Source organism: Streptomyces sp. NPDC093071 (assembly GCF_044754545.1).
Taxonomy (GTDB): Bacteria; Actinomycetota; Actinomycetes; order Streptomycetales; family Streptomycetaceae; genus Streptomyces.
Genome location: NZ_JBIVPH010000005.1, coordinates 234,316 through 257,933, shown reverse-complemented (window position 1 = coordinate 257,933; position 23,618 = coordinate 234,316). Strand labels below are relative to the sequence as shown.

Here is a 23,618-nt window from a genome sequence, read left to right as displayed (position 1 = left end):
CGTCCCGTCGTCCCGTCCGGAGGTGTGGGGTCTCAGCCTACGAGCGCTTCGGGCTTTCCCTTGCTGCGCGGGCGTTCCTCCAGGAGCCTGCCCCACACGATCATGCGGTACGTGCTGGTGAATTCGGGCGTGCACGTGGTCAGCGTGATGTACCGGCCGGGCTCGGTGAAGCCAGAGCCCTTCGGGATCGGGTCGATCACGGACACGTTGGAGGGCGAGGTCTGCGGCAGGATGCTCGCCATCTCGTACGTGTAGTACGCGTTCCGGGTCTCGACGACGATCGGGTCGCCGGGCTTCAGCCGGTTGATGTACCGGAAGGGCTCGCCGTGCGTGTTGCGGTGGCCGGCCACCGCGAAGTTGCCCTGCTTGTCGGAGGGCATGGCCGTCTTGAGGCTGCCTTCGGCGTAGTGCCCGGCCATGCCCTTGTCGAGGACCTTGGTCTTGTCGATGCCCTCGGCGATGGGGACGACGACGTCCAGCTTGGGGATGTACATGATGGCGAAGCCCTCGCCGGGCTGGAAGACGTCCGGCTCGTCCTTGTCCCCGCCCTTGGCCCAGGTGTCCTCGATCCGCTCCTTGGCCTGGTTCGTCTCCTGGCCGGCGAGGACGTTCGTCCACCACAGCTGGTAGGTGACGAAGAGCAGCATGACGACGCCGAGGGTGATGAAGAGCTCGCCGACGACCCGGCTGGCGACGACGCCGACGCTGTCCTTGGCGTCGCGGGCGGCCCGCCGGGCCTCCACCCGGGAGAGGGGGGCGGCCGGTTTCGCCGCGGCGGTGGGCGGGGCGCTCCGGCGGCCCTTCGCCCGGCCGCCGCCCTTGGCGGCACGGCGGCGCTCGGCCCGCCCGGGGCCGGGGCTCTGCTCGGCCTCCGCCCCCGAAGACCCGACGGACTCCGCAGGCCCTGAGGGGTCCTCGACGACCGGCAGGGCCGCGGTCTCGTCCGGTCGGCCATTCGGGGTCTCCTCGGCTCCGTACGGCCCGTAGGAGGGCTCGTAGGGGCCCTCGGGAGGCCTGGTGCCGTGACCGGAGGACCGCTCGTGCGGGTACGACTCAGCGGGCGCGTAGGAATTTTCCGGTACGTACGGATCGGCCTGCCCGTACGGATCGGCGGACACGTACGGATCGGCGGGTGCGTACGGGTCCGTGGGGGCGTACGTCTCCGCAGGCGCGTACGGCTCCGGGGCCGCGTACGGGTCGGCGGGCGCCGCGTACGGACCGGCGGCAGGCGCGTAGGGATCCGCGACGGGTGCGTACGGGCCGGTGGGCGCGTACGCGTCAGCGGGGGCGTACGGGTCGGCGGGCGCGGCGTACGGGTCGGTCGGCGCGTACGGCTCCGGCCCCGGCGCGTACCCGGATCCCGGCGCGTACCCGCTTCCGTTCCCGGGCGCCTGCCCGTCCCCCGGTATCGGCTCCTGCCCCGGCTCGTGCGACTCCCGGAACCACGGCGAGCCCGTCGTCACGCGACGGCCTTGCCCACCACCGGCGCGAGCCCCGCCGACCGGCCGACCGCCCCCTCGTCTCCGCACTCCTCCAGCCAGTTGGCGAGCATCAGGTGGCCGTGCTCGGTGAGGACGGACTCGGGGTGGAACTGCACGCCCTCGACCGGGAGTTCGCGGTGCCGCAGGCCCATGATGATGCCGTCCTCGGTCCGCGCGGTGACTTCGAGCTCGGCGGGCAGGGCGGCCGGCTCGGCGGCCAGCGAGTGGTAGCGGGTGGCGGTGAACGGCGAGGGCAGACCGGTGAAGACGCCCCGGCCCCCGTGCGTGACGAGCGAGGTCTTGCCGTGCAGCAGCTCGGGCGCGCGGTCGACGACGCCGCCGTACGCCACGGCCATCGACTGCATCCCGAGGCAGACGCCGAAGACGGGCACGCCGGTCTCCGCGCAGTGCCGGACCATGTCGACGCAGATCCCGGCCTGCTCGGGCGTGCCGGGGCCGGGCGACAGGAGCACGCCGTCGAAGCCGTCCTGGGCGTGGCTCAGCTCGACCTCGTCGTTGCGGAGGACCTCGCACTCGGCACCGAGCTGGTAGAGGTACTGGACGAGGTTGAAGACGAAGCTGTCGTAGTTGTCGACGACGAGAATGCGCGCGGTCACTGGCCGTCCACCGTCACATCGTTGAACGGAAGCAGCGGCTCCGCCCAGGGGAACACGTACTGGAAGAGGACGTAGACGATCGCGAGGGACAGCACGATCGAGATCAGCGCCCGTACCCACGCGTTGCCCGGCAGATGCCGCCAGATCCAGCCGTACATGACGTCGACCGCCCCTTCCGTTCGTTACGGGGACCAGAGTACGGGGCGAGGGGCCCGGGAGGGGTCAGCTGTCCAAAGCCTGTGGACGGAGGGCGGCCGTCCGGAACCGTTGTCCACAGCCCGTGGACGGGGCCGGGGGCGGGATCCGGTCAGTCCACCGGCTTCGCGTGGTGGAGGTCCACCGTGCCCGAGTAGCCGGGGAGGGACACCGACCGGTGCTCGTCGACCTTCCAGCCGAGCCCGTACGCCTTGACGTACAGCTGGTAGTTCCGGATCGCCGGGGAGTCGGACAGCGCCCTGCTCAGCCGGTCCCGGTCGCCCACGGCGGTGATCTTGTAGGGCGGCGAGTAGACGCGGCCCTGGAGGATCAGGGTGTTGCCGACGCAGCGCACGGCGCTGGTGGAGATGAGCCGCTGGTCCATGACCCGGATGCCCTCGGCGCCGCCCTGCCAGAGGGCGTTGACGACGGCCTGGAGGTCCTGCTGGTGGATGACCAGGTCGTTGGCCTGCGGTTCGGGGTAGCCGGGGGCGGCCCGGGCGTTCGGCGGGGCGTCGTTGAGGGTGACGGTGAGGCCGGAGCCGGAGACCTCGGTGGTGCCGGCCGCCGCCTCCAGGGCTTCGAGCTTCTCGTCCTCCGCGCGCGTGGAGCCGTCGTCGCGGGCGGCGAGGGAGTCCACCTGGGAGCGGAGCGCGGCGGCGGACTCGTCGAGCCCGGCGTTCTTGTGGCTGCGTTCCTCGATGAGATCGGAGAGCCTGAGGAGGGAGGCGTCCGTCCGGAGGTTGGTGCCCTTGGCGGTGTTGAAACTCGTGACGAAGATCAGTCCGGCGAGGGCGAAAACGGCAAGGGTGAGCAGCCGGACGGGGCGCCACCTCGCGGTGCGGCCCGGCCCTTCGGGAGTACCGGCGGAATTGCTCAACGTACCCTGATCCCCTTCGGTGCCGCGGAACCACTACGCTAACGGACGCCTGGGGGACGCAGACGTCCTCCTTCGTCACATCCCGGCGCCAGCCACAGTTCCCTGCGCGGTCACGCAGCGCATCGACAGGAGAGTCCCTCGTGCCGAAGTCACGGATCCGCAAGAAGGCCGACTTCACGCCTCCGCCCGCCAAGCAGGCGACCAACATCAAGCTGACCAATAGCAGCTGGGTGGCGCCGGTGATGCTGGCGCTGTTCGCCATCGGTCTGGTGTGGATCGTGGTCTTCTACGTCACCGACGGCTCGATGCCGATCGAGTCGATCAGGAACTGGAACATCGTGGTGGGCTTCGGCTTCATCGCGGCCGGTTTCGGCGTCTCCACCCAGTGGAAGTAGCGGCGGCCCGGCCGCCCGCGACGGTGGCCTAGCGCCCGCATCGGGTGCCCGTCAAGCTCTCCCCTGAGTTTATCCACAGCGTTGTGCACAGCACTGGATAACTTACGAAGATCTGTGGATAACTCAGGCGGTGTTGACGCCGGTACGACCGCGCCCACCCTCCGCACGCCCTGACGCGCTCCTCGCCTGCCTGGGAAAACCCCAGGTCACAGGCGAGAGGCGCGTTCTTTTTCCACGGAGCGGGAAGAGCCCGCCACACACTGTGGATAACTCTGGGGAAAGCTCGCCCGAAAGCTCATCCACAGCCCTGTGTGCTCAGGCGAGCGCGGCTGAACGGAAGAGCACGATCCCCAGGTCGAGCAGGAGGACCAATCCACAGGCTGTGTACTGCACCAGGTCCCGGCGGGCTCGGGGCGCGTGCACCAGCGCGTACGTCACCAGGGCGCCGCCGACCAGACCGCCGATGTGGGCCTCCCAGGAGATCCCCGGACGGGTGAAGGTGAGCAGCAGGGACAGCGCCACGAAGAGGACGACCGGCCGCATGTCGTGCCGCCGGCGGCGGGCGAGCACGACCCAGGCGCCGATCAGTCCGAAGACGATCCCGGAGGCGCCGAGCGAGAACTGGTTCTGCGGGGAGAGCAGATAGGCGAGCGCCGAGCCGGAGAGGCCGGAGAGCAGGACCAGGACCGTGTACCGGATCCGGCCCAGCTCGGGTTCGACGATCCCGCCGATCACCCACAGGCCCAGCATGTTGAAGAGGAAGTGCGGGATCTCCTGGTGGAGGAAGGCGGAGGTCAGCAGCCGGTACCACTCGCCGTCCGCGACCCCGACCAGCTCGCCGGTCGGGAGGAAGGCGTACCCGATGAGCCCCAGGTCGTCGACGAGCCGGTCGCCCACCACCTGGACGGCGATGAAGAGCGCCAGGTTGATCGCGATGAGGATCTTGGTGACGAAACGTTCGTCCGCGGCGATCCGGCCGCCCGCGAGCGTACGGGGCTGGTTGGCGTCGGGGGCGTGCCCGGTGCCCGAACCGCCGCGTACGCAGTCGGGGCACTGGAAGCCGACGGAGGCGGAGATCATGCACTGCGGACAGATGGGCCTGTCGCAGCGGACGCAGCGGATGCCGGTCTCGGTCTCCGGGTGGCGGTGACAGCGCGGCAGACCGGGCTGCGAGTCCATGGGGGTCCCGTCCCTTCCGGCTCAGCGCTTCTCGATCACCACGGACTCGACGACCACGTCCCGGAGCGGACGCTCGGTGTGCGGATCGGTCGCGGTCTCCGCGATCGTGTCCACGACCTTCCGGCTCTCCTTGTCCACGACCTCGCCGAAGATCGTGTGCTTGCGGTTCAGCCAGGTCGCGGGGGCGACGGTGAGGAAGAACTGCGAGCCGTTGGTGCCGGGGCCGGCGTTGGCCATGGCGAGGAGGTAGGGGCGGTCGAAGAAGAGCTCCGGGTGGAACTCGTCGGGGAAGGAGTAGCCGGGGTCGCCGGTGCCGTCGCCCAGCGGGTCGCCGCCCTGGATCATGAAGCCCTTGATGACCCGGTGGAAGACCGTCCCGTCGTAGAGCCGGTCCGTGGAGACCGCGCCGGTGGCGGGGTGCGTCCACTCGCGCCCGCCCGTCGCGAGGTCGGTGAAGTTGCGGACCGTCTTCGGCGCGTGGAACGGCATCAGCCGCACCTCGATGTCACCCAGGCTCGTCTTGAGGATCGCGTACAGCTGCTCGGCCACGGTCGCCTTCCGTCCACATCGAGTCGCGTCAGGTCACGCCTGACTCTGCAGTGAACGATCCTCCCATGCCCCGGATGCCCGCCCCACATGCCGGACCTGGCTCCGACGGGCATGATTCCGAAGAGGATGGAAAGGCGAAAACCTGACATCGCCACCGAGGAGGAGGAATCCCGTGACCCGCATGGACAGCGTGCGCGCCGCCACAGGTTCGGCGAAGGAGAGCGTCCTGCACGCCGCCGACGCGGTGGCACCCTACGCCGAGACGGCCAGGGACCACGCCACGCACTACGCGCACGAGGCGCGGGAGATCATCGCGCCCAAGCTCTCGAAGGCCGCCAAGCAGGCCCGTACGCAGGCTCGTACGCAGTACGACGCGTACGTCGCACCGCGGGTACCGCCGCGGGTCGACGCGGCCGCACACCGTGCGGCGGTCAAGACCCGCCGGGCCGCCCGTCAGGCAGCCGACTACACCGCTCCGCGCGTCGAGAGCGCGGTCGCCGCGACCGCTCCGGCCCTCGAGGAGGCCGGTGCGCGTTCCACGGCCGCCTGGGCCGCGCTGCGCGGTCAGGTGACGCCGAAGGACATCCAGAAGATCGTGAGGAAGCACGAGCGCCGGGCCAGGGCCGGGCGCCTTGCCAAGGGACTCGTCGTCCTCGGCGTGGTGGCCGGCGGCGTGTTCGCCGCCTGGAAGTGGTGGGACAAGCAGTCGAACCCCGACTGGCTGGTCGAGCCGCCCGCCGCCACCGAAGTGGACGAGGAAGTCACCGTACTGACGTCCGTCGACGGCAGTGGGTCCGTCCTCGACCCGGAGGTGGAGGCCAAGGAGACCGAGGCCCGGGCGGAGGCCGCGGAGCTGGACGCCAAGGAGGAGGCCGAGCGGCGCGAAGAGGGCCGCTGACCGGAGAGGGTTTCCCGATAGGTCCCTGCCGCGTCCCGCAGGACGGTTCCGGTGTCCATCGGGTCCTGCTGTACGGGGCCGGGCCTTGCCGGGTTCTGATGGATAGCGCCGGGACCTAATGGGGTCCGCCGGATGGTGCCGGGACCCAGGGGTCCCCGTCGTACGAGGCCGGACCCCACGGGGTCCTGCCGGATGTTGCGGAAAGCGCCGGTACCTACTGAGTCCTGCCGGATGTTACGGACAGCGCCGGTATCTACTGAGTTCCACCGGACGGTGCCGGGTCCTGCCGGGCCCTGTCGTCCGGGGTTGAGTTCCACCGGCTCCTGCCGGACGGTGCCGGGTCCTGCCGGGCGGTACCAGATCGCCGCGGGCGCCGTGAGCGCCGTGGCGTAGCGGGCGAGGCGCGGGGAGTGCACGTCGTGGTCTTCCCGCGCCCTACGCCGCAGAGGCGAGCGCCAGCTCCGTCAGCGCGACCGGGTCGCTCTCGGCCGCGGCGGGCGCGGACGACCGCTGGCGCGCGGCGGGGGAGGAACCGTGGGCCTCGGCGGCGATGCGCTGCTTGATGGTGGGCGGCAGGGACCGGTCCCCGGCGAGCGGCCACCGGTGTGCCCGCTGTGCCGGTACGGAGGCGGACGCGCGCTCCCCGGCCCCGGCCGCGGCAGAGGTGCTCGCGGCGGCGGAGGCGGCCGGCTCCTCGGGCTGCTGCACGGCGGGCTGCTGGGCCGCGGCGGCGGTGCCCGTCAGGCCGACGGAGGCGAGCAGGGCGAAGAGGACGGAGATGAAGGCGGCCCAGAACTGCTTGACCTTGGCGGTGGCCATGACCCCTCACTTTCGTGATGTTCTCGGATGGTTCATTTCGGGTTGCGCGCTTTACATACCTTCCTCATGATGTGGCTGCGCCCCGGAATGGCACGGAGCGACGCCGCCCGCGCGCAGTTCTTCGGATGAACACCACTCGTACGGATCAGCGGGCGGCTTCCGCCCAGCGCACGGCGGGCCCGGTCGCCGCCCCCGCGACCAGGAAGACCCCGCCCAGGAGCAGCCACCCCGGCACGCCCCACCCGATGAGCAGCGTGGTGACGAGCAGCGGCCCGAGGGTGCGGGCGACGGGGACCCCGGTGCCGTAGAAGCCCTGGTACTGGCCGATCCGGTCGTCGGGGGCCAGCGCGAAGCCGATCTGCCACGAGCCCGCCGAGTGCCGCATCTCGGCGAGGACCTGGAGCACGGCCCCGAGGACGAGCACCGCCGCCGCGACCCCCGCTCCGGCGCCCCGGCCGAGCCCCGACAGGGCGAAGACCGCGCACGCGGCGCACATGACCGCCCCCGACCACCGCACCGCCCGCGCGGCCGTGGTCAGGTCCGTCACGGACCGGGCGGCGCGGACCTGGAAGAGCGTCACCGCGCCGGTGTTGAGGACGAAGAGCGCGGACACGGTCCAGCCGGGCGCCGCCGTCCGCTCCACGATCCACAGCGGCAGGGCGAGGCTGAGGAGCGGCATCCGCAGCAGCATCAGGGCGTTGAGGAGGGCCAGGAGCGCGTACGGCCGGTCCCGCAGCACCGCGAGCCCCGGCCCCTCGCCCGGCGTCCCCCGGGCGGGCGCCACCGCGGGCAGCCGGGCGAGGACGAGCGCGCAGCCCAGGAACGCGACGGCGTCCAGCGCGAAGACGGCGAGGTACGCGGTCCGCGTCCCGGCGTGCAGCGCGAGCCCGCCGAGCGCGGCCCCCACGGCCAGCCCGCCGTTGAGGACGGCCTGGAGCCGGGCGAGCACCCGCGTCCGCGCGGCCGGCCCGACGAGCCCGGCGAGCAGGGCCTGCCGGGCCGCGGCGAGCCCGCTCTGCGCCGTGGCGTACGCGACGGCCGCGCAGAGGAACGGCAGGAAGGACCGCAGGACGAGGAAGCTCCCGACGGACCCGGCGGTGGCCAGGGCGAGCAGGACGGCGGTCCCGCGCGGCCCCCGCCGGTCGGCCAGGTGCCCCAGCGGCACCCCGGCGACCGATCCGACGGCCCAGGCGACCGCGAGCCCGGCCCCGATCTGCGGCGCCGAGAGCCCGACGATCCGGGTGAAGTAGAGCGCCGAGGAGACGTAGAAGGCCCCGTCCCCGACCGCGTTGACGAACTGCGCGACCACCAGCGCGCGGGGCGCGCGCCCGCCGTTCCCGGACCCGCCCGGCTCGGGCCCGTACGCCTCGGGCCCCCGCGGTCCGGGCCCGTACGTCCGTTCCCGCGCGTTCGTCTCGTTCGCCATGGACACGACGCTAGGGCCGGGTGGCCCACCCTCCCTGGTCCATTGACGCCCTTCGCGCCTGGGCCACTCGGGTCCTTGATCACCCAGCGCCACGACCCCGGCCCCCGGGGGACACGCGAAAGACCCCCCTGGCCCGCGCTTCCGCAGGTCAGGGGGGTCTTTCCGGAGTGGAGCCTAGGGGAGTCGAACCCCTGACATCTGCCATGCAAAGACAGCGCTCTACCAACTGAGCTAAGGCCCCGGAACAAGGACAGCGTACCGGGTCACCACCCATGCCCGGCAAAAGGATTGGGACTCCCGGTCCGCGACCACGCTCCGTAAGATGCTGATCGAGGTTCGCAGTGGCGAACCGCAGGGATGGGGAGAAGTGATGGACGCAGCGCAGCAGGAAGCCACGGCCAGAGCCAGAGAGCTTCAGCGCAGTTGGTACGGGGAGCCGTTGGGGGCGCTCTTCCGTCGGCTGATCGACGATCTCGGGCTCAATCAGGCCAGGCTCGCGGCCGTGCTCGGGCTCTCCGCGCCCATGCTGTCCCAGCTGATGAGCGGCCAGCGGGCGAAGATCGGCAACCCGGCCGTCGTCCAGCGCGTCCAGGCCCTCCAGGAGCTCGCCGTGCAGGTCGCCGACGGCAGCGTCAGCGCCGCCGAGGCCACGGACCGGATGGAGGAGGTCAAGAAGTCGCAGGGCGGCTCGGTCCTCACCGGCTCGGGCCAGACCGGCAACGGCTCCGGCGCCCCGACCGTGCGCCGGGTGGTCCGCGAGATCCAGTCCCTGCTGCGCTCCGTCGCGGCCGCGGGCGACATCATCGACGCCGCCGACTCGCTCGCCCCGGCCCACCCGGAACTGGCAGAGTTCCTCCGGGTGTACGGCGCCGGGCGCACCGCGGAGGCGGTCGCCCACTACGAGTCGCACCAGAACTGAGGGGTCCGGCGGCCGGCCGGGCCCGGGGAGAGTCGAAGCGACGGGGAGCGGGCGCAGCACGATGGGTGAGGTCTTCGCCGGACGGTACGAGCTGATCGACCCGATCGGACGGGGCGGGGCGGGCGCGGTGTGGCGGGCCTGGGACCACCGGCGCCGCCGTTACGTGGCGGCCAAGGTGCTGCTCCAGAGCGACGCCCACACCCTGCTCCGCTTCGTCCGCGAGCAGGCGCTGCGCATCGACCACCCGCACGTCCTCGCCCCGGCCAGCTGGGCCGCCGACGACGACAAGGTCCTCTTCACCATGGACCTGGTGGCCGGCGGCTCCCTGGCCCACGTCATCGGGGACTACGGCCCGCTGCCGCCCCGCTTCGTCTGCGTCCTCCTCGACCAGCTGCTCTCGGGGCTCGCCACGGTGCACGCCGAGGGGGTCGTCCACCGGGACATCAAGCCGGCCAACATCCTCCTCGACGTCACCGGGACCGGGCGGCCGCACCTGCGGCTCTCCGACTTCGGCATCTCCATGCGCAAGGGCGAACCCCGGCTCACCGAGACCGACTACGTCGTGGGGACGCCCGGCTACTTCGCGCCCGAGCAGCTCCTCGGCGCCGAACCCGACTTCACCGCCGACCTGTTCGCCGTCGGCCTGGTCGCGCTCTATCTGCTCCAGGGCCGCAAGCCGGACTCCCAGGCCCTGGTCGAGCACTTCCTCACGCACGGCACCCCCGGCGCCCCCGAGGGCATCCCCGAGCCCCTCTGGCAGGTCCTCACGGGGCTGCTCCAGCCCGATCCGCAGGCCCGCTTCCGTACGGCCACGGGGGCGCGCAAGGCGCTGAGCGCCGCCGTCGAGATGCTGCCCGAGCCGGACGCCGACGAGGAGCCGGTCGAGATCTTCGACCAACTCGGCCCCCTGCCGCCGGGCTTCGGCCCCGAGGGCCCCACGAACCCCACACGTCCCACGACCGGCCCCACGACCGGCTCCGCGCAGGACCGCCAAGACCACCAGGGCTCCCAGAACCCCGCCACGGCCCTCTCCGCAGCCGCCTCCGCGCCCGCCGCCCCGGGCACCCCCACGGCCACCGACCCCGGGCGCCCCCTCCCCCCGCCCGTACCGCCCCAGCACCAGCCTCCGCACCCGGCCGCTGCCCCGAGCGCCACGGCCGCCGTCCCGCCCCCGCCGAGCCCCTCCGAGACGGGCAGCTTCCACCTCCCCCCGCCGGTCGCGCATCCGGCCCCCTCGGGGTCGCCCTACGGGCAGGCCCCCACGAACCCGTACACCGCCCAGCCCGTCCAGGCGCCCGGCCCCTACGGGTACCCGCAGCCGGTGACGGCCCCCGTGGCCGCTCCCGCCCCCGTACGCCGTCCGGGACCGCCCCCGAAGGTCGCGGTCCCGGTGCTCCTGCTCGCGCTCGTCTGCCTCGCGGTCGGCTTCTGGGCCCTCACTCAGATCTGAGGGGTCACACCGCCGTCCTCCGCGCGATCAGCGTCCACGCGCCGAGGCCGAGCAGCAGCACCGTCCCGGTGCCGATCCCGGCCGTGGCGACCAGCCGCATGGCGTCGCCGCGCTCCGCCTCCTCGGCCGCCTGCGCCCCGCTGGACCCCTTCTCGGCCGTCCGCCTGTCGTCGGGGGTCACGGCGAACGGGCCGGGGTCCCCGTCGTACCCGGGTCCGGCCTTCGCCGCGTTCAGCACGTTCACCCGCAGCGTCAGCGGCACCGGCCCGTCGCCGTACTCCGCGGCGAGCTCCGGGCTGAGCGTGGCGGACAGGTAGTACCAGCCGGCGAACCGCATCCCGCTCGTGGCCTCGTTGTACGAGGTGCGGTTCTCGTGCGCCACCGGCCGCTGCGGGCCGAGCGCCAGCGTCGCCTGCTTCCCGCTGTAGCCGACGGTCTCGTCGGCCACGTGGCCGAGCGCCGGGTTGTCGAGGGAGAGCACCAGCGCGTTGGAGACGTAGTCGTCGCCCTTCGCGCTGCTGCCCAGTTCGGCGGTGGCGAAGAACTGCTGTCCCCAGTCGAGGGGGACCCGGTAGAAGAGGGTCTGTCCGGGCCGGATGTCGGCCCGCCACTCGCCCTGCGTCAGCGAGGCCGCGGCGTGGACCCCCGAGCCGCCCTGCCGGGGCTTCGGCTCGCCCGTCAGGGGCGGGGGCGTGGCGGACGGCCAGGCCTCCGGAAGCTCGGTCGGCCCCGCCTTCTTCAGGAGCGGCTCGGACAGGTGCCGGATCTCCAGCTCCCAGTCGGCCGGGTCGGAGCCCGCGTTCGTGGTGCGCTCGACGAGCACGTAGTAGTTCCCCGGCTGCTGGCAGCCGGAACCCTCCGGGTTCACGATGCGGCGGGCGTACGCGGCGAGGGGGCGGGCGTACTGCGCCGAGGAGAAGCGCGCCTGCTGGTGGCCGCACTCGGTGCCGGAGTTGTCCTGGATGCTGACCTTGAAGCCGTCGCCGTAGTCCACCTTGCCGCCGGGCTTGGGAACGGCGACCACGGAGACGTACGTGTTCCGCTTCCCGTCGAGGACGACCCGGTAGTAGACCTTGCCGTCCTTCCCGAGCGTGTCGCGGTAGGTCCGCCCGGCCTCCAGCGGCCGCGCGTCGGAGCTGGAGGCGGCGCCCCGGACCCGCTGGGCGGTGGAGTCGAAGGCGTACGGCGGGAGCGCCTCCCCGTCGGCGGCCCGGGCCTGGGCGGGCGGCCCCGCCACCGTGCCCACCGCCGCGGCGGCCGCGATCAGGGCCCCCGCCCTCCTGACGTTGCCGGCCCGCTTCTTCACGCGCTCCCCCTCATCGCTTCCTTCACGCGGATCGCTTCCTGATCGCTTCCTTCACGTGGGCAAGCAACATATTCGCCCAGGCAAACCGCCGACAGGGCCCGGGGGGATCGTGACGGTCCCGGAACAGAGCGAAGCCCCGGCCCGCACACGTGCGGCCGGGGCTTCACCCACAGACGGTCTTCGTCTCAGACACCCGAACCTGCGGGCACGGAGTCGGTCGCCTCCGTCCACAGATCCTGCTCGGCGCGATCCGCCTGGATCTGGCGGTACACGAGGAGCCCGCCGATGGCGGCCAGTGCGACCAGGAGAAGCTTCTTCACCGCGCGACCTCGTCTTTCGTTGACGTAGGAGACTTCTGACGCCCACTCTACACAGCGACCGATACCGATCGGTGACCTGTACGAGTTTCAAACCCACGATGTCCCCGATTCACTCCGGGGCAAAGGGAATCGGCCCGGACGGATGAACCGTCCGGGCCGATCGAAAATGTGGGGCTAACAGGATTTGAACCTGTGGCCTCATCCTTATCAGGGATGCGCTCTAACCAACTGAGCTATAGCCCCGCCGCGCTTTGCGGTGTGTGTCCCGCGCGCTGACTCCTGAAGATTAGCGCACGTGGGGGCCAGTCCCAAAATCCGTTGTCCGGACCGGCCCCGCGCGTCCCGTGCGGCCGCTACTCGTCCTCGGCCAGCGTCAGCTCGACGCCGCCCACGAAACCGGCCGACAGGTTGTAGATGAACGCGCCGAGCGTCGCCAGGGCGGTCATCAGGACCACGTCGATCACGGCGATCACCGAGGTGAACATCAGCACTCGCGGCAGCGAGAGGAACGACTGCAGGTCGAAGCCGTTGGACTCGTTCGAGCCCGTGGCCTCGCTGATCGTCCCGCCGACCGTCGAGAAGACGCCCATGGCGTCCATGACCATCCACAGCACCGCCGCGGCCACGACCGTGCAGATGCCGAGCGCGATGGAGAGCAGGAAGCTCACCTTCATCACCGACCACGGGTCGGCCTTCGCCACCCGCAGCCGGGCCTTGCGCGTCCGGGGCGTCGTGCGCGCGCCCGTCCGGGGCCGGCGCACGGCCCCGGTCTGCCCGCCCGCCGTGCCGCCCGTCGTCGGGGCGCCGTACGCCTGCGGCGGGTGGTACGGCCCGCTCGCCTGCCCACCGGCACGCTCGCCGGGCAGCGGCCCGTTGTAGCTCTCGTACGAGGGCTGCTGCCCCCGAGTGTCCGTCACCGCAACCCCCTGGGAGTCCGTGGCGGAACCACGGGCGCCGCTCGCGCCGGCACCTGCAGAAGAAGCTCCGGCGGCCGCAGATCCGGCGCCCGTGGCTCCACTCACGCTCTTACTCCTCGTGCTCCCCGGCCGAGGGCTCCGTGCCCTCGGCTGTCCTGACCTCGACCACCGCGGCCTCGGTCACCTCGACACCGCCCTCGACCTCGTCGGCGTCGTCGATCTCGTCGTCGGCCTCGCCCGCCTCGGCGTTCCGCGCGATGCCGACGACGGCGTCGCGCTTGCCCAGGTTGATCAGCTGGACGCCCATGGTGTCACGGCCGGTCTCCCTGACTTCGTTGACTCGCGTACGAATCACACCGCCGGACAGCGTGATGGCGAGGATCTCGTCCGTCTCCTCGACCACCAGCGCGCCCACGAGCGAGCCGCGGTCCTCCACGATCTTGGCGGCCTTGATGCCGAGGCCGCCACGACCCTGGACGCGGTACTCGTCGACGGGGGTGCGCTTCGCGTACCCGCCGTCGGTCGCGGTGAAGACGAACGTACCCGGCCGGACGACATTCATCGAGAGCAGTTCGTCGTCCTCGCGGAAACTCATGCCCTTGACACCCGAAGTGGCGCGTCCCATCGGACGCAGCGCGTCGTCCGTGGCGGTGAACCGGATGGACTGCGCCTTCTTGCTGATGAGCAGCAGGTCGTCCTCGGCCGAGACCAGCTCGGCGCCGATCAGCTCGTCGTCCTCGCCGTTGTCCAGCGCGCGCAGGTTGATCGCGATGACGCCGCCGGAGCGGGGCGAGTCGTAGTCCTTCAGCGCGGTCTTCTTCACCAGGCCGGCCTTGGTGGCGAGCACCAGGTACGGCGCGGCCTCGTAGTCGCGGACCGCCAGGATCTGGGCGATCTGCTCGTCCGGCTGGAAGGCGAGGAGGTTGGCCACGTGCTGGCCGCGGGCGTCCCGGCCGGCGTCCGGCAGCTCGTACGCCTTGGCCCGGTAGACCCGGCCCTTGTTGGTGAAGAAGAGCAGCCAGTGGTGGGTGGTGGAGACGAAGAAGTGGTCGACGATGTCGTCCTGCTTCAGCTTCGTGCCCCGCACGCCCTTGCCGCCGCGCTTCTGCGAGCGGTAGTCCTCGGTCTTCGTCCGCTTCACGTAGCCACCGCGCGTGATGGTGACGACGATGTCTTCCTCGGCGATCAGGTCCTCGATGGACATGTCGCCGTCGAAGGGCACGAGCTTGGAGCGGCGGTCGTCGCCGAAGCGCTCGACCAGCGCGGCCAGCTCCTCGCTGACGATCGTCCGCTGCTTCTCGGGCGAGGCCAGGATCGCGTTGTACTCGTTGATCTTCGCCTGGAGCTCGTCGTGCTCGGCGACGATCTTCTGGCGCTCCAGGGCGGCGAGCCGGCGGAGCTGCATCTCCAGGATCGCGTTGGCCTGGATCTCGTCGATGCTCAGCAGGTCCATCAGGCCGGCCCGGGCGACCTCGACCGTGTCGCTGCGCCGGATCAGCGCGATGACCTCGTCGATCGCGTCGAGGGCCTTGAGGAGGCCGCGCAGGATGTGGGCGCGCTCCTCGGCCTTGCGCAGCCGGAAGCGGGTCCGGCGGACGATGACCTCGATCTGGTGCGTCACCCAGTGGCGGATGAACGCGTCGAGCGAGAGGGTGCGCGGCACGCCGTCGACGAGCGCCAGCATGTTGGCGCCGAAGTTCGACTGGAGGTCGGTGTGCTTGTACAGGTTGTTCAGGACGACCTTGGCGACGGCGTCGCGCTTGAGCACGATGACCAGGCGCTGGCCGGTCCGGGACGAGGTCTCGTCACGGACGTCGGCGATGCCGCCGATCTTGCCGTCCTTCACCAGGTCGGCGATCTTCTGCGCGAGGTTGTCCGGGTTGGTCTGGTACGGCAGCTCCGTGACCACCAGGCACTGGCGGTTCTGGATCTCCTCGACCTCGACGACCGCGCGCATCGTGATGGAGCCGCGCCCGGTGCGGTACGCCTCCTCGATGCCCTTGCGGCCGACGACGAGCGCGCCGGTGGGGAAGTCGGGGCCCTTGATCCGCTCGATGAGCGCGTCGAGCAGCTCCTCGTGCGAGGCCTCGGGGTGGGCCAGGTACCACTGGGCGCCCTCGGCGACCTCGCGCAGGTTGTGCGGCGGGATGTTGGTCGCCATGCCGACCGCGATGCCGGCCGAGCCGTTGACGAGCAGGTTCGGGAACCGGGCCGGCAGGACCGTCGGCTCCTGGTTGCGGCCGTCGTAGTTGTCCTGGAAGTCGACGGTCTCCTCGTCGATGTCCCGGACCATCTCCATCGACAGCGGCGCCATCTTGCACTCGGTGTAGCGCATGGCGGCGGCCGGGTCGTTGCCCGGGGAGCCGAAGTTGCCGTTGGAGTCGACGAGCGGCAGCCGCATCGACCAGGGCTGGGCGAGGCGGACAAGCGCGTCGTAGATCGAGGTGTCGCCGTGCGGGTGGTACGTGCCCATGACGTCACCGACGACGCGGGCGCACTTGTAGAAGCCCTTCTCCGGCCGGTAGCCGCCGTCGTACATCGCGTAGAGCACGCGCCGGTGGACGGGCTTGAGGCCGTCCCGCACGTCGGGCAGCGCGCGGGACACGATGACGGACATCGCGTAGTCGAGGTACGAGCGCTGCATCTCGGTCTCGAGCCCGACGGGCTCGATCCGCAGCACGGGCTCCTGCTCTTCGGTGGTACCGGAGGTGTTTTCGTCGGCCATTGCTGGTCGTCAGTCCTTTCGTACGGTCAGCGGGGACCGACTCAGATGTCGAGGAAGCGGACGTCCTTGGCGTTCCGCTGGATGAACGAGCGGCGTGCCTCGACGTCCTCGCCCATCAGCACCGAGAACAGGTCGTCGGCCTGGGCCGCGTCGTCCAGGGTCACCTGGCCGAGCACCCGGTGCTCGACGTCCATGGTGGTGACGCGCAGCTCCTCGGCGTTCATCTCGCCGAGGCCCTTGAAGCGCTGGATCGAGTCCTCGCGGATCCGCTTGCCGTTCTGCTTGCCCAGCTCGACGAGCGCGTCCCGCTCCCGGTCCGAGTAGGCGTACTCGAAGTCGTCCCGGCCCCACTTGATCTTGTAGAGCGGCGGGCGGGAGAGGTAGACGTGACCGGCCTCGACCAGCGGGCGCATGAAGCGGAAGAGGAAGGTCAGCAGCAGGGTGTTGATGTGCTGGCCGTCGACGTCGGCGTCCGCCATCAGGATGATCTTGTGATAGCGGAGCTTCTCGATGTCGAAGTCCTCGTGCACGCCGGTGCCGAAGGCGGAGATCAGCGCCTGGACCTCGGTGTTCTGCAGGATCTTGTCGATGCGGGCCTTCTCGACGTTCAGGATCTTGCCGCGGATCGGCAGGATGGCCTGGTACATCGGGTTGCGGCCGGACTTGGCCGAGCCGCCGGCGGAGTCGCCCTCGACGATGAAGATCTCGCACTTGGACGGGTCGTTCGACTGGCAGTCGGAGAGCTTGCCCGGCAGGGACGCCGACTCCAGGAGGCCCTTGCGGCGGGTCAGGTCGCGCGCCTTGCGGGCGGCCACACGCGCGGTGGCGGCCTGGATGCCCTTGCGGATGATGTCCGCGGCCTCGTTCGGGTTGCGGTCGAACCAGTCCGTCAGGTGCTCGTGGACGACCTTCTGGACGAAGGTCTTCGCCTCGGTGTTGCCGAGCTTGGTCTTCGTCTGGCCCTCGAACTGCGGCTCGCCGAGCTTGACCGAGATGATCGCGGTCAGGCCCTCGCGGATGTCGTCGCCCGTGAGGTTGTCGTCCTTCTCGCGGAGCAGCTTCTTGTCGCGCGCGTACTTGTTGACCAGCGTGGTCAGCGCGGCACGGAAGCCCTCCTCGTGCGTACCGCCCTCGTGGGTGTGGATCGTGTTCGCGAAGGAGTACACGCCCTCGCTGTACGAGGAGTTCCACTGCATCGCGATCTCGACCGAGAGCAGGCGCTCCTTGTCCTCGGCCTCGATGTCGATGACGGTGGGGTTGATCAGCTCGCCCTTGCGCGAGTTGAGGTACTTCACGAAGTCGACGATGCCGCCCTCGTAGTGGTACTCGACCCTCCGGGCGGGCGCCTCGGCGGCTGCCTCGGCGTCCGGGTCGTCGGCGCCGACCGTGGCCTTCGCGGACTCGCGCTCGTCGGTGAGCGTGATGGTGAGGCCCTTGTTGAGGAAGGCCATCTCCTGGAAGCGGCGCGAGAGCGTCTCGAAGGAGTACTCGGTGGTCTCGAAGATGTCCGGGTCGGACCAGAAGGTCACCGACGTGCCGGTCTCCGAGGTTGCCTCGTGCTGGGCGAGCGGGGCGGTCGGGACGCCCATCTTGTAGTCCTGCGTCCAGCGGTGGCCGTCCGTCTTGATCTCGACGGAGACCTTGGTGGACAGGGCGTTCACGACGGAGACGCCGACGCCGTGCAGACCGCCGGAGACGGCGTAGCCGCCGCCGCCGAACTTGCCGCCCGCGTGCAGCACGGTCAGGACGACCTCGACGGCCGGCTTGCCCTCGGAGGCCACGATGCCCACCGGGATGCCGCGGCCGTTGTCGACGACGCGGACGCCGCCGTCGGGCAGGATCGTCACGTCGATGGTGTCGGCGTGGCCGGCCAGGGCTTCGTCGACCGAGTTGTCGACGACCTCCTGCACCATGTGGTGCAGACCGCGCTCGCCGGTCGAGCCGATGTACATGCCAGGGCGCTTGCGCACGGCATCCAGGCCTTCGAGGACCTGGATGTTGCTGGCGGTGTACTGGTTGTTCTCGTTGGGGTTGCCGGAATCGGCCACGAAGCGCCCTTTCTGGCACAGCACAGGCCGTTCTCCGGGCATACGGGAGCGGCTGCGTCGTTCGACATGTTCCGCAGGGTGGCGGGATTGTCTTCCAGTCTACCGGTAGCGCCGACACTCATGGGGGTTTGCCGGTACCTGAGTCCGCATGTGCCGCCCTGAGCGGGAGCGAGACGACTCCCCATATCCGGATAGGGGCTCCAGAGCCCTCTGACGGCCACCCAGCGCTTCGACCCGTAGCGCGGCGTGGGCGCCGGGGGTCCAACGTTGTCAACGCATGATCTTGGACGCCACGGGACGGGGGCCGGTTCCGGGGCGGGGGCGGGTCCGGGGCCGGGGTGGGGGGCGATCCGGCGGGGTCGCGGGGGCGGGGTCCGCCCCGCCTCGGGCACGCGGTCGGCTCCCGCTGTGGGGGCACGATCCGCCCCGCCGTACGCACGGATCCGCCCCGTCGTACGCGCGATCCGCCGCCGTCCGTCAGGGGTGGTCCGCCTTGTCGTGGGCACGCGATCCGCTTCCGCTGCGGGGGTGGGGCCCGTCCTGCCGTGGACGGGCGAGTCGCTTCCGCCGCGGGGGCGGGGCCGTCCTGCCGTGGGCGCGCGAGCCGCCGGCGCCGTCGGTCATGGTCTGTTCTCGTCGGGTGCGATCCGCTGCGACTGCGGGGACGTGGTCTGCCTTGTTGTGCGCGCGAACCACTCCCACTGTGGGGACGCGACCGTCCTCCCGCCGTGCGCGCGAACCACTCCCATTGTGGGGACGCGACCCTCCTCCCGCCGTGCGCGCGAACCGCTGCCGCCGTGGGGGGCGCGACCGTCCCGTCGTGGTGTGATCGGTTCCCGCTGCGGGCGGGCGACCCGTCCGCAGCGGGGCGCGCCGCGCTCTCATCGCGAGGACTCGGCCCGTCCCTCTCGCGGGCGCGCGGTCCGCTCCCGCTGCGGGGCACGATCCGCCCGTCGAGCGCGGGCGATCCGCTGCCCGTCGCGGGCACACGATCCGTTCCTGTCGCGGGGGCGCGCTCCGCCCCGCTCCCGTCGCGGGGCGCACACCCCGCCCGTCGTGGGCATACCTTCCGCGAGGCGGAACGGGTGGGCGCGACGCCACCGGTGCGGTGCCTTCCCGCTGTACCCGTACCCGTACCCGCGCGCCCGCGCGTCATGAGAACGAGGCCCCGCGCGCAGAGGAGGACCCGGCCGCCCGGCGCCCTAGCCGTACGTGTCGCCGGGGCCCACCGACCCCGGCGCCCGCAGCGGTCCGTACCCCCGTCTCGGCGCCCCCGGTCCCAGCACCTTGATCAGCCGGACCGTCCCGTGCCCCAGGTCCTCGTTGAGCCGTGCGACGAGCTTCGGCGCGAGGAGCCGCAGCTGCGTGGCCCACGCGGTCGAGTCGCACTGCACGGTCAGTACCCGCGCGTCCGGTTCGTCGTCGAACCGCACCGGTACGCAGTGCTTCGCCAGGTCCTCGCCGACGATCTGCGGCCAGCGGCCCATGACCCCGCCGACCGCCGCCGGCGTCTCCCAGCCCCGCTCGGTGATCAGCCGGTTGATCGCGGCGCCGAGCGCCATCGGGTCGCGCCCGTCGGCGCGCGCGCCGGACCGCAGCCCGCCCCCGCGCCGGGCCTGCTTCTTCTGCTGCGCGGCCGCGCCCCGCGCCTTCGCCTGCTCCTTGGCGGCACGCAGTGCCACCCGGGCGAGGTCGACGCCCGAGGCCTCGGGAACCGGGGTTCCGGCGGCCGCCGGACCGTCCACAGGCTGGGGAAAGTCTTCCTCGCTCATGCGCGCTCCACGGTCGTACGGGTCATACGCGTTCCACCGTCCCGTCGGCCACCCCGTACCGCGCCCCCGCGAGCACCCCCGGCACGTCGTCGTCCACGGCGGCCGTCACCAGGACCTGCTCGCCGTGCGCCACCAGCTCCGCGAGCCGCTCGCGCCGGCGCGCGTCCAGCTCGGCGAAGACGTCGTCGAGGACGAGCACCGGCTCGTTGCCCTCGGCCCGCAGCAGGTCGTACGAGGCGAGCCGCAGCGCCAGGGCGTACGACCAGGACTCCCCGTGGCTCGCGTACCCCTTCGCGGGCAGGTCCCCGAGCTTGAGCAGCAGCTCGTCCCGGTGCGGCCCGACGAGCGTGACGCCCCGCTCGATCTCCTGCTTGCGGACCTCGGCGAGGGCGGCGAGCACCTGCTCGTACAGCTCCTCGCGGGTGCTTCCGGCGCCCGGCGCGGAGGGCCGGTACTCCAGGAGGATCGGCCCGCCACCGGGCGCGAGCTGCTCGTACGCCTTGTCCGCGAGCGGCTGCAGCACGCCGATGAGGTCGAGCCGCTGGGCGAGCAGCTCGGCGCCCGCCCGCGCCAGGTGCTGGTCCCAGACGTCCAGGGTCGACAGGTCCATGCCGCGCCCGCCGTGCCGCCGGGCCATCGCGGCCGACTTCAGGAGCGTGTTGCGCTGCTTGAGCACGCGCTCGTAGTCAGCGCGCACGCCCGCCATGCGCGGCGCGCGCGCCGTGATCAGCTCGTCGAGGAAGCGCCGGCGCTCGCCGGGGTCGCCCTTCACCAGGGCGAGGTCCTCGGGCGCGAACAGCACGGTCCGTACGATCCCCAGCACGTCACGCGGCCTGACCTGCGAGGACCTGTTGATACGGGCGCGATTGGCCCGGCCCGGGTTGAGCTCCAGCTCGATCAGCTGGGAGCGCTCGCCCTGGGCGACGGCGGCCCGGATCACCGCGCGCTCGGCCCCCATCCGGACGAGCGGGGCGTCGGAGGCGACGCGGTGGCTGCCGAGGGTCGCGAGATAGCCGATGGCCTCGACCAGATTGGTCTTGCCCTGGCCGTTCGCGCCCACGAAAGCGGTGACGCCCGGGTCGAGCGGGACCTCGACCCGGGCGTAGGAACGGAAGTCGGCCAGCGACAGATGCGTGACGTGCATGGTTGGGCGCCGACCTTCCCCGGCTGCCGTGCACCGCCGGGTGCACAGCCTGTGGATTACTTCTTCGTCTCGACCGCGTGGCCGCCGAACTGGTTGCGCAGCGCGGCGATCATCTTCATCTGCGGGGAGTCGTCCTGGCGCGAGGCGAACCGCGCGAACAGGGACGCGGTGATCGCCGGCAGCGGTACGGCGTTGTCGATGGCGGCCTCGACGGTCCACCGGCCCTCGCCGGAGTCCTGGGCGTAGCCGCGCAGTCCGTCCAGGTGCTCGTCCTCGTCCAGGGCGTTGACGGCCAGGTCGAGCAGCCAGGAGCGGATGACCGTGCCCTCCTGCCAGGAGCGGAAGACCTCGCGCACGTCGGTGACGGAGTCGACCTTCTCCAGGAGCTCCCAGCCCTCGGCGTACGCCTGCATCATCGCGTACTCGATGCCGTTGTGGACCATCTTCGCGAAGTGGCCGGCGCCGACCTTGCCCGCGTGGACCGAGCCGAAGTCGCCCTCGGGCTTGAGCGCGTCGAAGATCGGCTGGACCTTCGCCACGTTCTCGGCGTCGCCGCCGTACATCAGCGCGTAGCCGTTCTCCAGGCCCCACACGCCGCCGGAGACGCCGCAGTCGACGAAGCCGATGCCCTTGGCGGCCAGCTCCTCGGCGTGCTTCTCGTCGTCCGTCCAGCGCGAGTTCCCGCCGTCCACGACGACGTCGCCGGGGGAGAGCAGGTCGGCCAGCTCGTCGATGGTGGACTGGGTCGCGGCACCGGCCGGGACCATGACCCACACGACGCGCGGACCCTTGAGCTTGCCCACAAGCTCTTCGAGGCTGTGGACGTCGGCGAGGTCCGGGTTGCGGTCGTATCCGATGACGGTGTGGCCTGCGCGGCGAATGCGCTCGCGCATGTTGCCGCCCATCTTGCCGAGACCGACGAGACCGAGCTCCATCAGAGATTCCTTAAGCGTCGTGTGCGGTTCGTACCCGCGTCCGAGCCTACGCCCGGACGCGGGTGCACACCTGTGGGGTCAGCCGCTCAGGCGAAGCCCCCCACGAAGGCAGAGGAGCAGGGCATCAGCCGCTCAGCCGCACCGGCATACTGCGGTCTCCCGGGGGACGACCCCCGGACCCCCGGCAGGACCCGACGGGCATCAGCCGCTCAGCCGCACCGGCATGATCAGGTACTTGTAGGCCTCGTCCGCCTCGGCGTCCACCGCGGGCTTGCCGCTGAGCAGCGCCGGCTTGGTGGAGGTCGTGAAGGAGAGCTGGGCGACCGGGGAGTCGATCGCGCTCAGACCGTCGAGCAGGAAGGTCGGGTTGAAGGCGATCGAGATGTCGTCGCCCTCCAGCTGCGCGTCGACCCTCTCCACAGCCTGTGCGTCGTCGCTGGAGCCCGCCTCCAGGATCAGCACGCCCTGCTCGAAGCTCAGCCGGACCGGGGTGTTGCGCTCGGCCACCAGGGCCACGCGCTTGACGGCCTCGACGAAGGGCGCGGTCTCGATCACCGCGACCGAGTTGAACTCGGTGGGGAAGAGCGTCCGGTACTTCGGCAGGTCGCCCTCGAGCAGGCGGGTGGTGGTGCGGCGGCCCGCGCCCTCGAAGCCGATGAGGCCCTCGCCCTTGCCGGAGCCGGAGAGCGCCAGGGTGACCGTGTCGCCGCTGGTGAGCGCCTTGGCGGTGTCCAGGAGGGTCTTCGCGGGCACCAGGGCGACCGCGGAGGCGTCCGGGGACTCCGGCTTCCACAGGAACTCGCGTACCGCGAAGCGGTAGCGGTCGGTGGAGGCCAGGGTGACCGTGTCGCCCTCGATCTCGATGCGCACGCCGGTGAGGACGGGGAGCGTGTCGTCACGGCCGGCGGCGATGGCCACCTGCGCGGCGGCGGAGGCGAAGACCTCGCCGGGGACGGTGCCCGTCGCGGTGGGCATCTCCGGCAGCGCCGGGTACTCCTCCACAGGCAGGGTGTGGAGGGTGAAGCGGGAGGAGCCGCAGACCACGGTCGCCCGTACACCGTCTGTGGAGATCTCCACCGGACGGTTGGGGAGGGCGCGGCAGATGTCGGCGAGCAGGCGGCCGGAGACGAGGACGGTGCCGTCCTCCTCGACCTCCGCCTCGACCGAGACCCGCGCGGAGACCTCGTAGTCGAAGCTCGAGAAGCTCAGGGCGCCGTCCTCGGCCTTCAGCAGAAGGCCCGCGAGTACGGGCGCCGGCGGACGGGCCGGGAGGCTGCGGGCCACCCAGGCCACCGCCTCGGCGAGTACGTCGCGCTCCACCCGGATCTTCACCGGAACCGCCTCCTGCTTGTTGCTGGCTCTTCGTCGACTGCGGGAACCAGTCTGACGTACGCCGCCGACACTCGGTGCTGCTCGGGGTCAAGTCGGGACGAGGGGCGGTCGAAGCTCCGGCGCCGAGTTGTGCACAGGCCCTGCTTCAAAGCGGATTCCGAGCTAACTCTAGGTGGGAGTAGTAGTAGGGCCTGTGGAAACGGTGGATAACCCCGTCCACGCAGGTCAGACCCAGTTTTTTGTCCACCGTGCCTGTGGGCGGAACCAGTGGAAAACCGGGGGTCTCTGTGGACACCCGAAAGTTCTGCACA

General features: G+C 71.4%; 21 protein-coding genes and 2 tRNA genes. 4 read left to right on the top strand and 19 right to left on the bottom strand.

The genetic code is table 11. The features are described 5' to 3' along the window. Nucleotides 1–32: 32 nt before the first annotated feature. The 4 genes from ACIQD7_RS21965 to ACIQD7_RS21950 all read right to left on the bottom strand — a co-directional run bounded on the left by ACIQD7_RS21965 (nucleotide 33) and on the right by ACIQD7_RS21950 (nucleotide 3,173). The gene (locus ACIQD7_RS21965; protein WP_402443572.1) at nucleotides 33–1,463 is read right to left on the bottom strand and encodes a class E sortase; all 1,431 of its coding nucleotides are present in this window, start codon (nucleotides 1,461–1,463) and stop codon (nucleotides 33–35) included. Beyond that, complete coding sequence (locus ACIQD7_RS21960) at nucleotides 1,460–2,098, bottom strand: aminodeoxychorismate/anthranilate synthase component II (protein WP_402443570.1); 639 nt, start codon at nucleotides 2,096–2,098, stop codon at nucleotides 1,460–1,462. Before ACIQD7_RS21960 ends, ACIQD7_RS21965 begins: the two co-directional genes overlap by 4 nt. Then, on the bottom strand, nucleotides 2,095–2,256 hold the full coding sequence (locus ACIQD7_RS21955; RefSeq protein ID WP_107091943.1) for a hypothetical protein: 162 nt from the start codon (nucleotides 2,254–2,256) through the stop codon (nucleotides 2,095–2,097). The genes ACIQD7_RS21960 and ACIQD7_RS21955 overlap by 4 nt, the downstream gene beginning before the upstream one ends. A 149-nt stretch (nucleotides 2,257–2,405) precedes the next feature. Further along, complete coding sequence (locus ACIQD7_RS21950; protein ID WP_383405550.1) at nucleotides 2,406–3,173, bottom strand: DUF881 domain-containing protein; 768 nt, start codon at nucleotides 3,171–3,173, stop codon at nucleotides 2,406–2,408. A 140-nt stretch (nucleotides 3,174–3,313) separates the two neighbouring features. Between ACIQD7_RS21950 and crgA the strand changes: the two genes are divergently transcribed. Continuing rightward, nucleotides 3,314–3,568 (top strand): cell division protein CrgA, encoded by a 255-nt coding sequence (gene crgA, locus ACIQD7_RS21945; RefSeq protein WP_121829112.1) that lies wholly within the window; start codon nucleotides 3,314–3,316, stop codon nucleotides 3,566–3,568. 315 nt (nucleotides 3,569–3,883) lie between these two features. Here crgA and ACIQD7_RS21940 read toward each other — a convergent pair whose 3' ends face one another. Further along, nucleotides 3,884–4,747: a rhomboid family intramembrane serine protease gene (locus ACIQD7_RS21940; protein WP_121829113.1), complete on the bottom strand. Its 864-nt coding sequence runs from the start codon at nucleotides 4,745–4,747 to the stop codon at nucleotides 3,884–3,886. A 21-nt stretch (nucleotides 4,748–4,768) separates the two neighbouring features. After that, nucleotides 4,769–5,296: a peptidylprolyl isomerase gene (locus ACIQD7_RS21935; RefSeq protein WP_121829114.1), complete on the bottom strand. Its 528-nt coding sequence runs from the start codon at nucleotides 5,294–5,296 to the stop codon at nucleotides 4,769–4,771. Nucleotides 5,297–5,468: 172 nt separating this feature from the next. Between ACIQD7_RS21935 and ACIQD7_RS21930 the strand changes: the two genes are divergently transcribed. Continuing rightward, nucleotides 5,469–6,194: a DUF5324 family protein gene (locus ACIQD7_RS21930; protein WP_121829115.1), complete on the top strand. Its 726-nt coding sequence runs from the start codon at nucleotides 5,469–5,471 to the stop codon at nucleotides 6,192–6,194. Between the two features lie 435 nt (nucleotides 6,195–6,629). On the opposite strand, the gene ACIQD7_RS21925 is transcribed toward ACIQD7_RS21930, so the two are convergent. The 3 genes from ACIQD7_RS21925 to ACIQD7_RS21915 all read right to left on the bottom strand — a co-directional run bounded on the left by ACIQD7_RS21925 (nucleotide 6,630) and on the right by ACIQD7_RS21915 (nucleotide 8,680). Next, on the bottom strand, nucleotides 6,630–7,013 hold the full coding sequence (locus ACIQD7_RS21925; RefSeq protein ID WP_402443566.1) for a DUF6344 domain-containing protein: 384 nt from the start codon (nucleotides 7,011–7,013) through the stop codon (nucleotides 6,630–6,632). Between the two features lie 145 nt (nucleotides 7,014–7,158). Then, nucleotides 7,159–8,439 carry an MFS transporter gene (locus ACIQD7_RS21920; RefSeq protein ID WP_402443564.1) on the bottom strand — a complete coding sequence of 427 codons (1,281 nt, stop codon included), beginning with the start codon at nucleotides 8,437–8,439 and terminating at the stop codon, nucleotides 7,159–7,161. 168 nt (nucleotides 8,440–8,607) lie between these two features. Next, nucleotides 8,608–8,680, bottom strand: a tRNA-Ala gene (locus ACIQD7_RS21915). A 129-nt stretch (nucleotides 8,681–8,809) separates the two neighbouring features. Here ACIQD7_RS21915 and ACIQD7_RS21910 point away from each other — a divergent pair. Both ACIQD7_RS21910 and ACIQD7_RS21905 read left to right on the top strand, forming a co-directional pair. Further along, a complete protein-coding gene (locus ACIQD7_RS21910) occupies nucleotides 8,810–9,358 on the top strand; it encodes a DNA-binding protein (protein ID WP_121829125.1) in 549 nt (182 codons plus the stop codon). Nucleotides 9,359–9,419: 61 nt separating this feature from the next. After that, nucleotides 9,420–10,808, top strand: coding sequence for a protein kinase (locus ACIQD7_RS21905; protein ID WP_402443562.1), 1,389 nt, complete (start codon nucleotides 9,420–9,422; stop codon nucleotides 10,806–10,808). Between the two features lie 4 nt (nucleotides 10,809–10,812). Here ACIQD7_RS21905 and ACIQD7_RS21900 read toward each other — a convergent pair whose 3' ends face one another. The 10 genes from ACIQD7_RS21900 to dnaN all read right to left on the bottom strand — a co-directional run bounded on the left by ACIQD7_RS21900 (nucleotide 10,813) and on the right by dnaN (nucleotide 23,307). Next, a complete protein-coding gene (locus tag ACIQD7_RS21900) occupies nucleotides 10,813–12,114 on the bottom strand; it encodes a hypothetical protein (RefSeq protein ID WP_402443560.1) in 1,302 nt (433 codons plus the stop codon). Nucleotides 12,115–12,299: 185 nt separating this feature from the next. Next, entirely contained in the window at nucleotides 12,300–12,434 is a 135-nt protein-coding gene (locus ACIQD7_RS21895; RefSeq protein ID WP_003958712.1) for a DLW-39 family protein, read from the bottom strand. A 169-nt stretch (nucleotides 12,435–12,603) separates the two neighbouring features. Next, nucleotides 12,604–12,677: transfer RNA gene (locus ACIQD7_RS21890), tRNA-Ile, on the bottom strand. 110 nt (nucleotides 12,678–12,787) lie between these two features. Next, nucleotides 12,788–13,351 (bottom strand): DUF3566 domain-containing protein, encoded by a 564-nt coding sequence (locus ACIQD7_RS21885; protein WP_062753762.1) that lies wholly within the window; start codon nucleotides 13,349–13,351, stop codon nucleotides 12,788–12,790. A 109-nt stretch (nucleotides 13,352–13,460) separates the two neighbouring features. After that, nucleotides 13,461–16,076, bottom strand: a complete 2,616-nt coding sequence (gene gyrA, locus ACIQD7_RS21880) for a DNA gyrase subunit A (protein WP_402443557.1) — start codon at nucleotides 16,074–16,076, stop codon at nucleotides 13,461–13,463. 41 nt (nucleotides 16,077–16,117) lie between these two features. Further along, nucleotides 16,118–18,148: a DNA topoisomerase (ATP-hydrolyzing) subunit B gene (gyrB, locus tag ACIQD7_RS21875; protein ID WP_402443556.1), complete on the bottom strand. Its 2,031-nt coding sequence runs from the start codon at nucleotides 18,146–18,148 to the stop codon at nucleotides 16,118–16,120. 1,178 nt (nucleotides 18,149–19,326) lie between these two features. Further along, the gene (locus ACIQD7_RS21870) at nucleotides 19,327–19,896 is read right to left on the bottom strand and encodes a DUF721 domain-containing protein (RefSeq protein ID WP_121829130.1); all 570 of its coding nucleotides are present in this window, start codon (nucleotides 19,894–19,896) and stop codon (nucleotides 19,327–19,329) included. A gap of 22 nt (nucleotides 19,897–19,918) precedes the next feature. Next, a complete protein-coding gene (gene recF, locus ACIQD7_RS21865; RefSeq protein ID WP_402443554.1) occupies nucleotides 19,919–21,040 on the bottom strand; it encodes a DNA replication/repair protein RecF in 1,122 nt (373 codons plus the stop codon). A 56-nt stretch (nucleotides 21,041–21,096) separates the two neighbouring features. Continuing rightward, nucleotides 21,097–21,975 carry a phosphogluconate dehydrogenase (NAD(+)-dependent, decarboxylating) gene (gene gnd, locus ACIQD7_RS21860; RefSeq protein ID WP_402443552.1) on the bottom strand — a complete coding sequence of 293 codons (879 nt, stop codon included), beginning with the start codon at nucleotides 21,973–21,975 and terminating at the stop codon, nucleotides 21,097–21,099. Nucleotides 21,976–22,176: 201 nt separating this feature from the next. Continuing rightward, complete coding sequence (dnaN, locus tag ACIQD7_RS21855) at nucleotides 22,177–23,307, bottom strand: DNA polymerase III subunit beta (protein WP_030205035.1); 1,131 nt, start codon at nucleotides 23,305–23,307, stop codon at nucleotides 22,177–22,179. Nucleotides 23,308–23,618 lie beyond the last annotated feature (311 nt).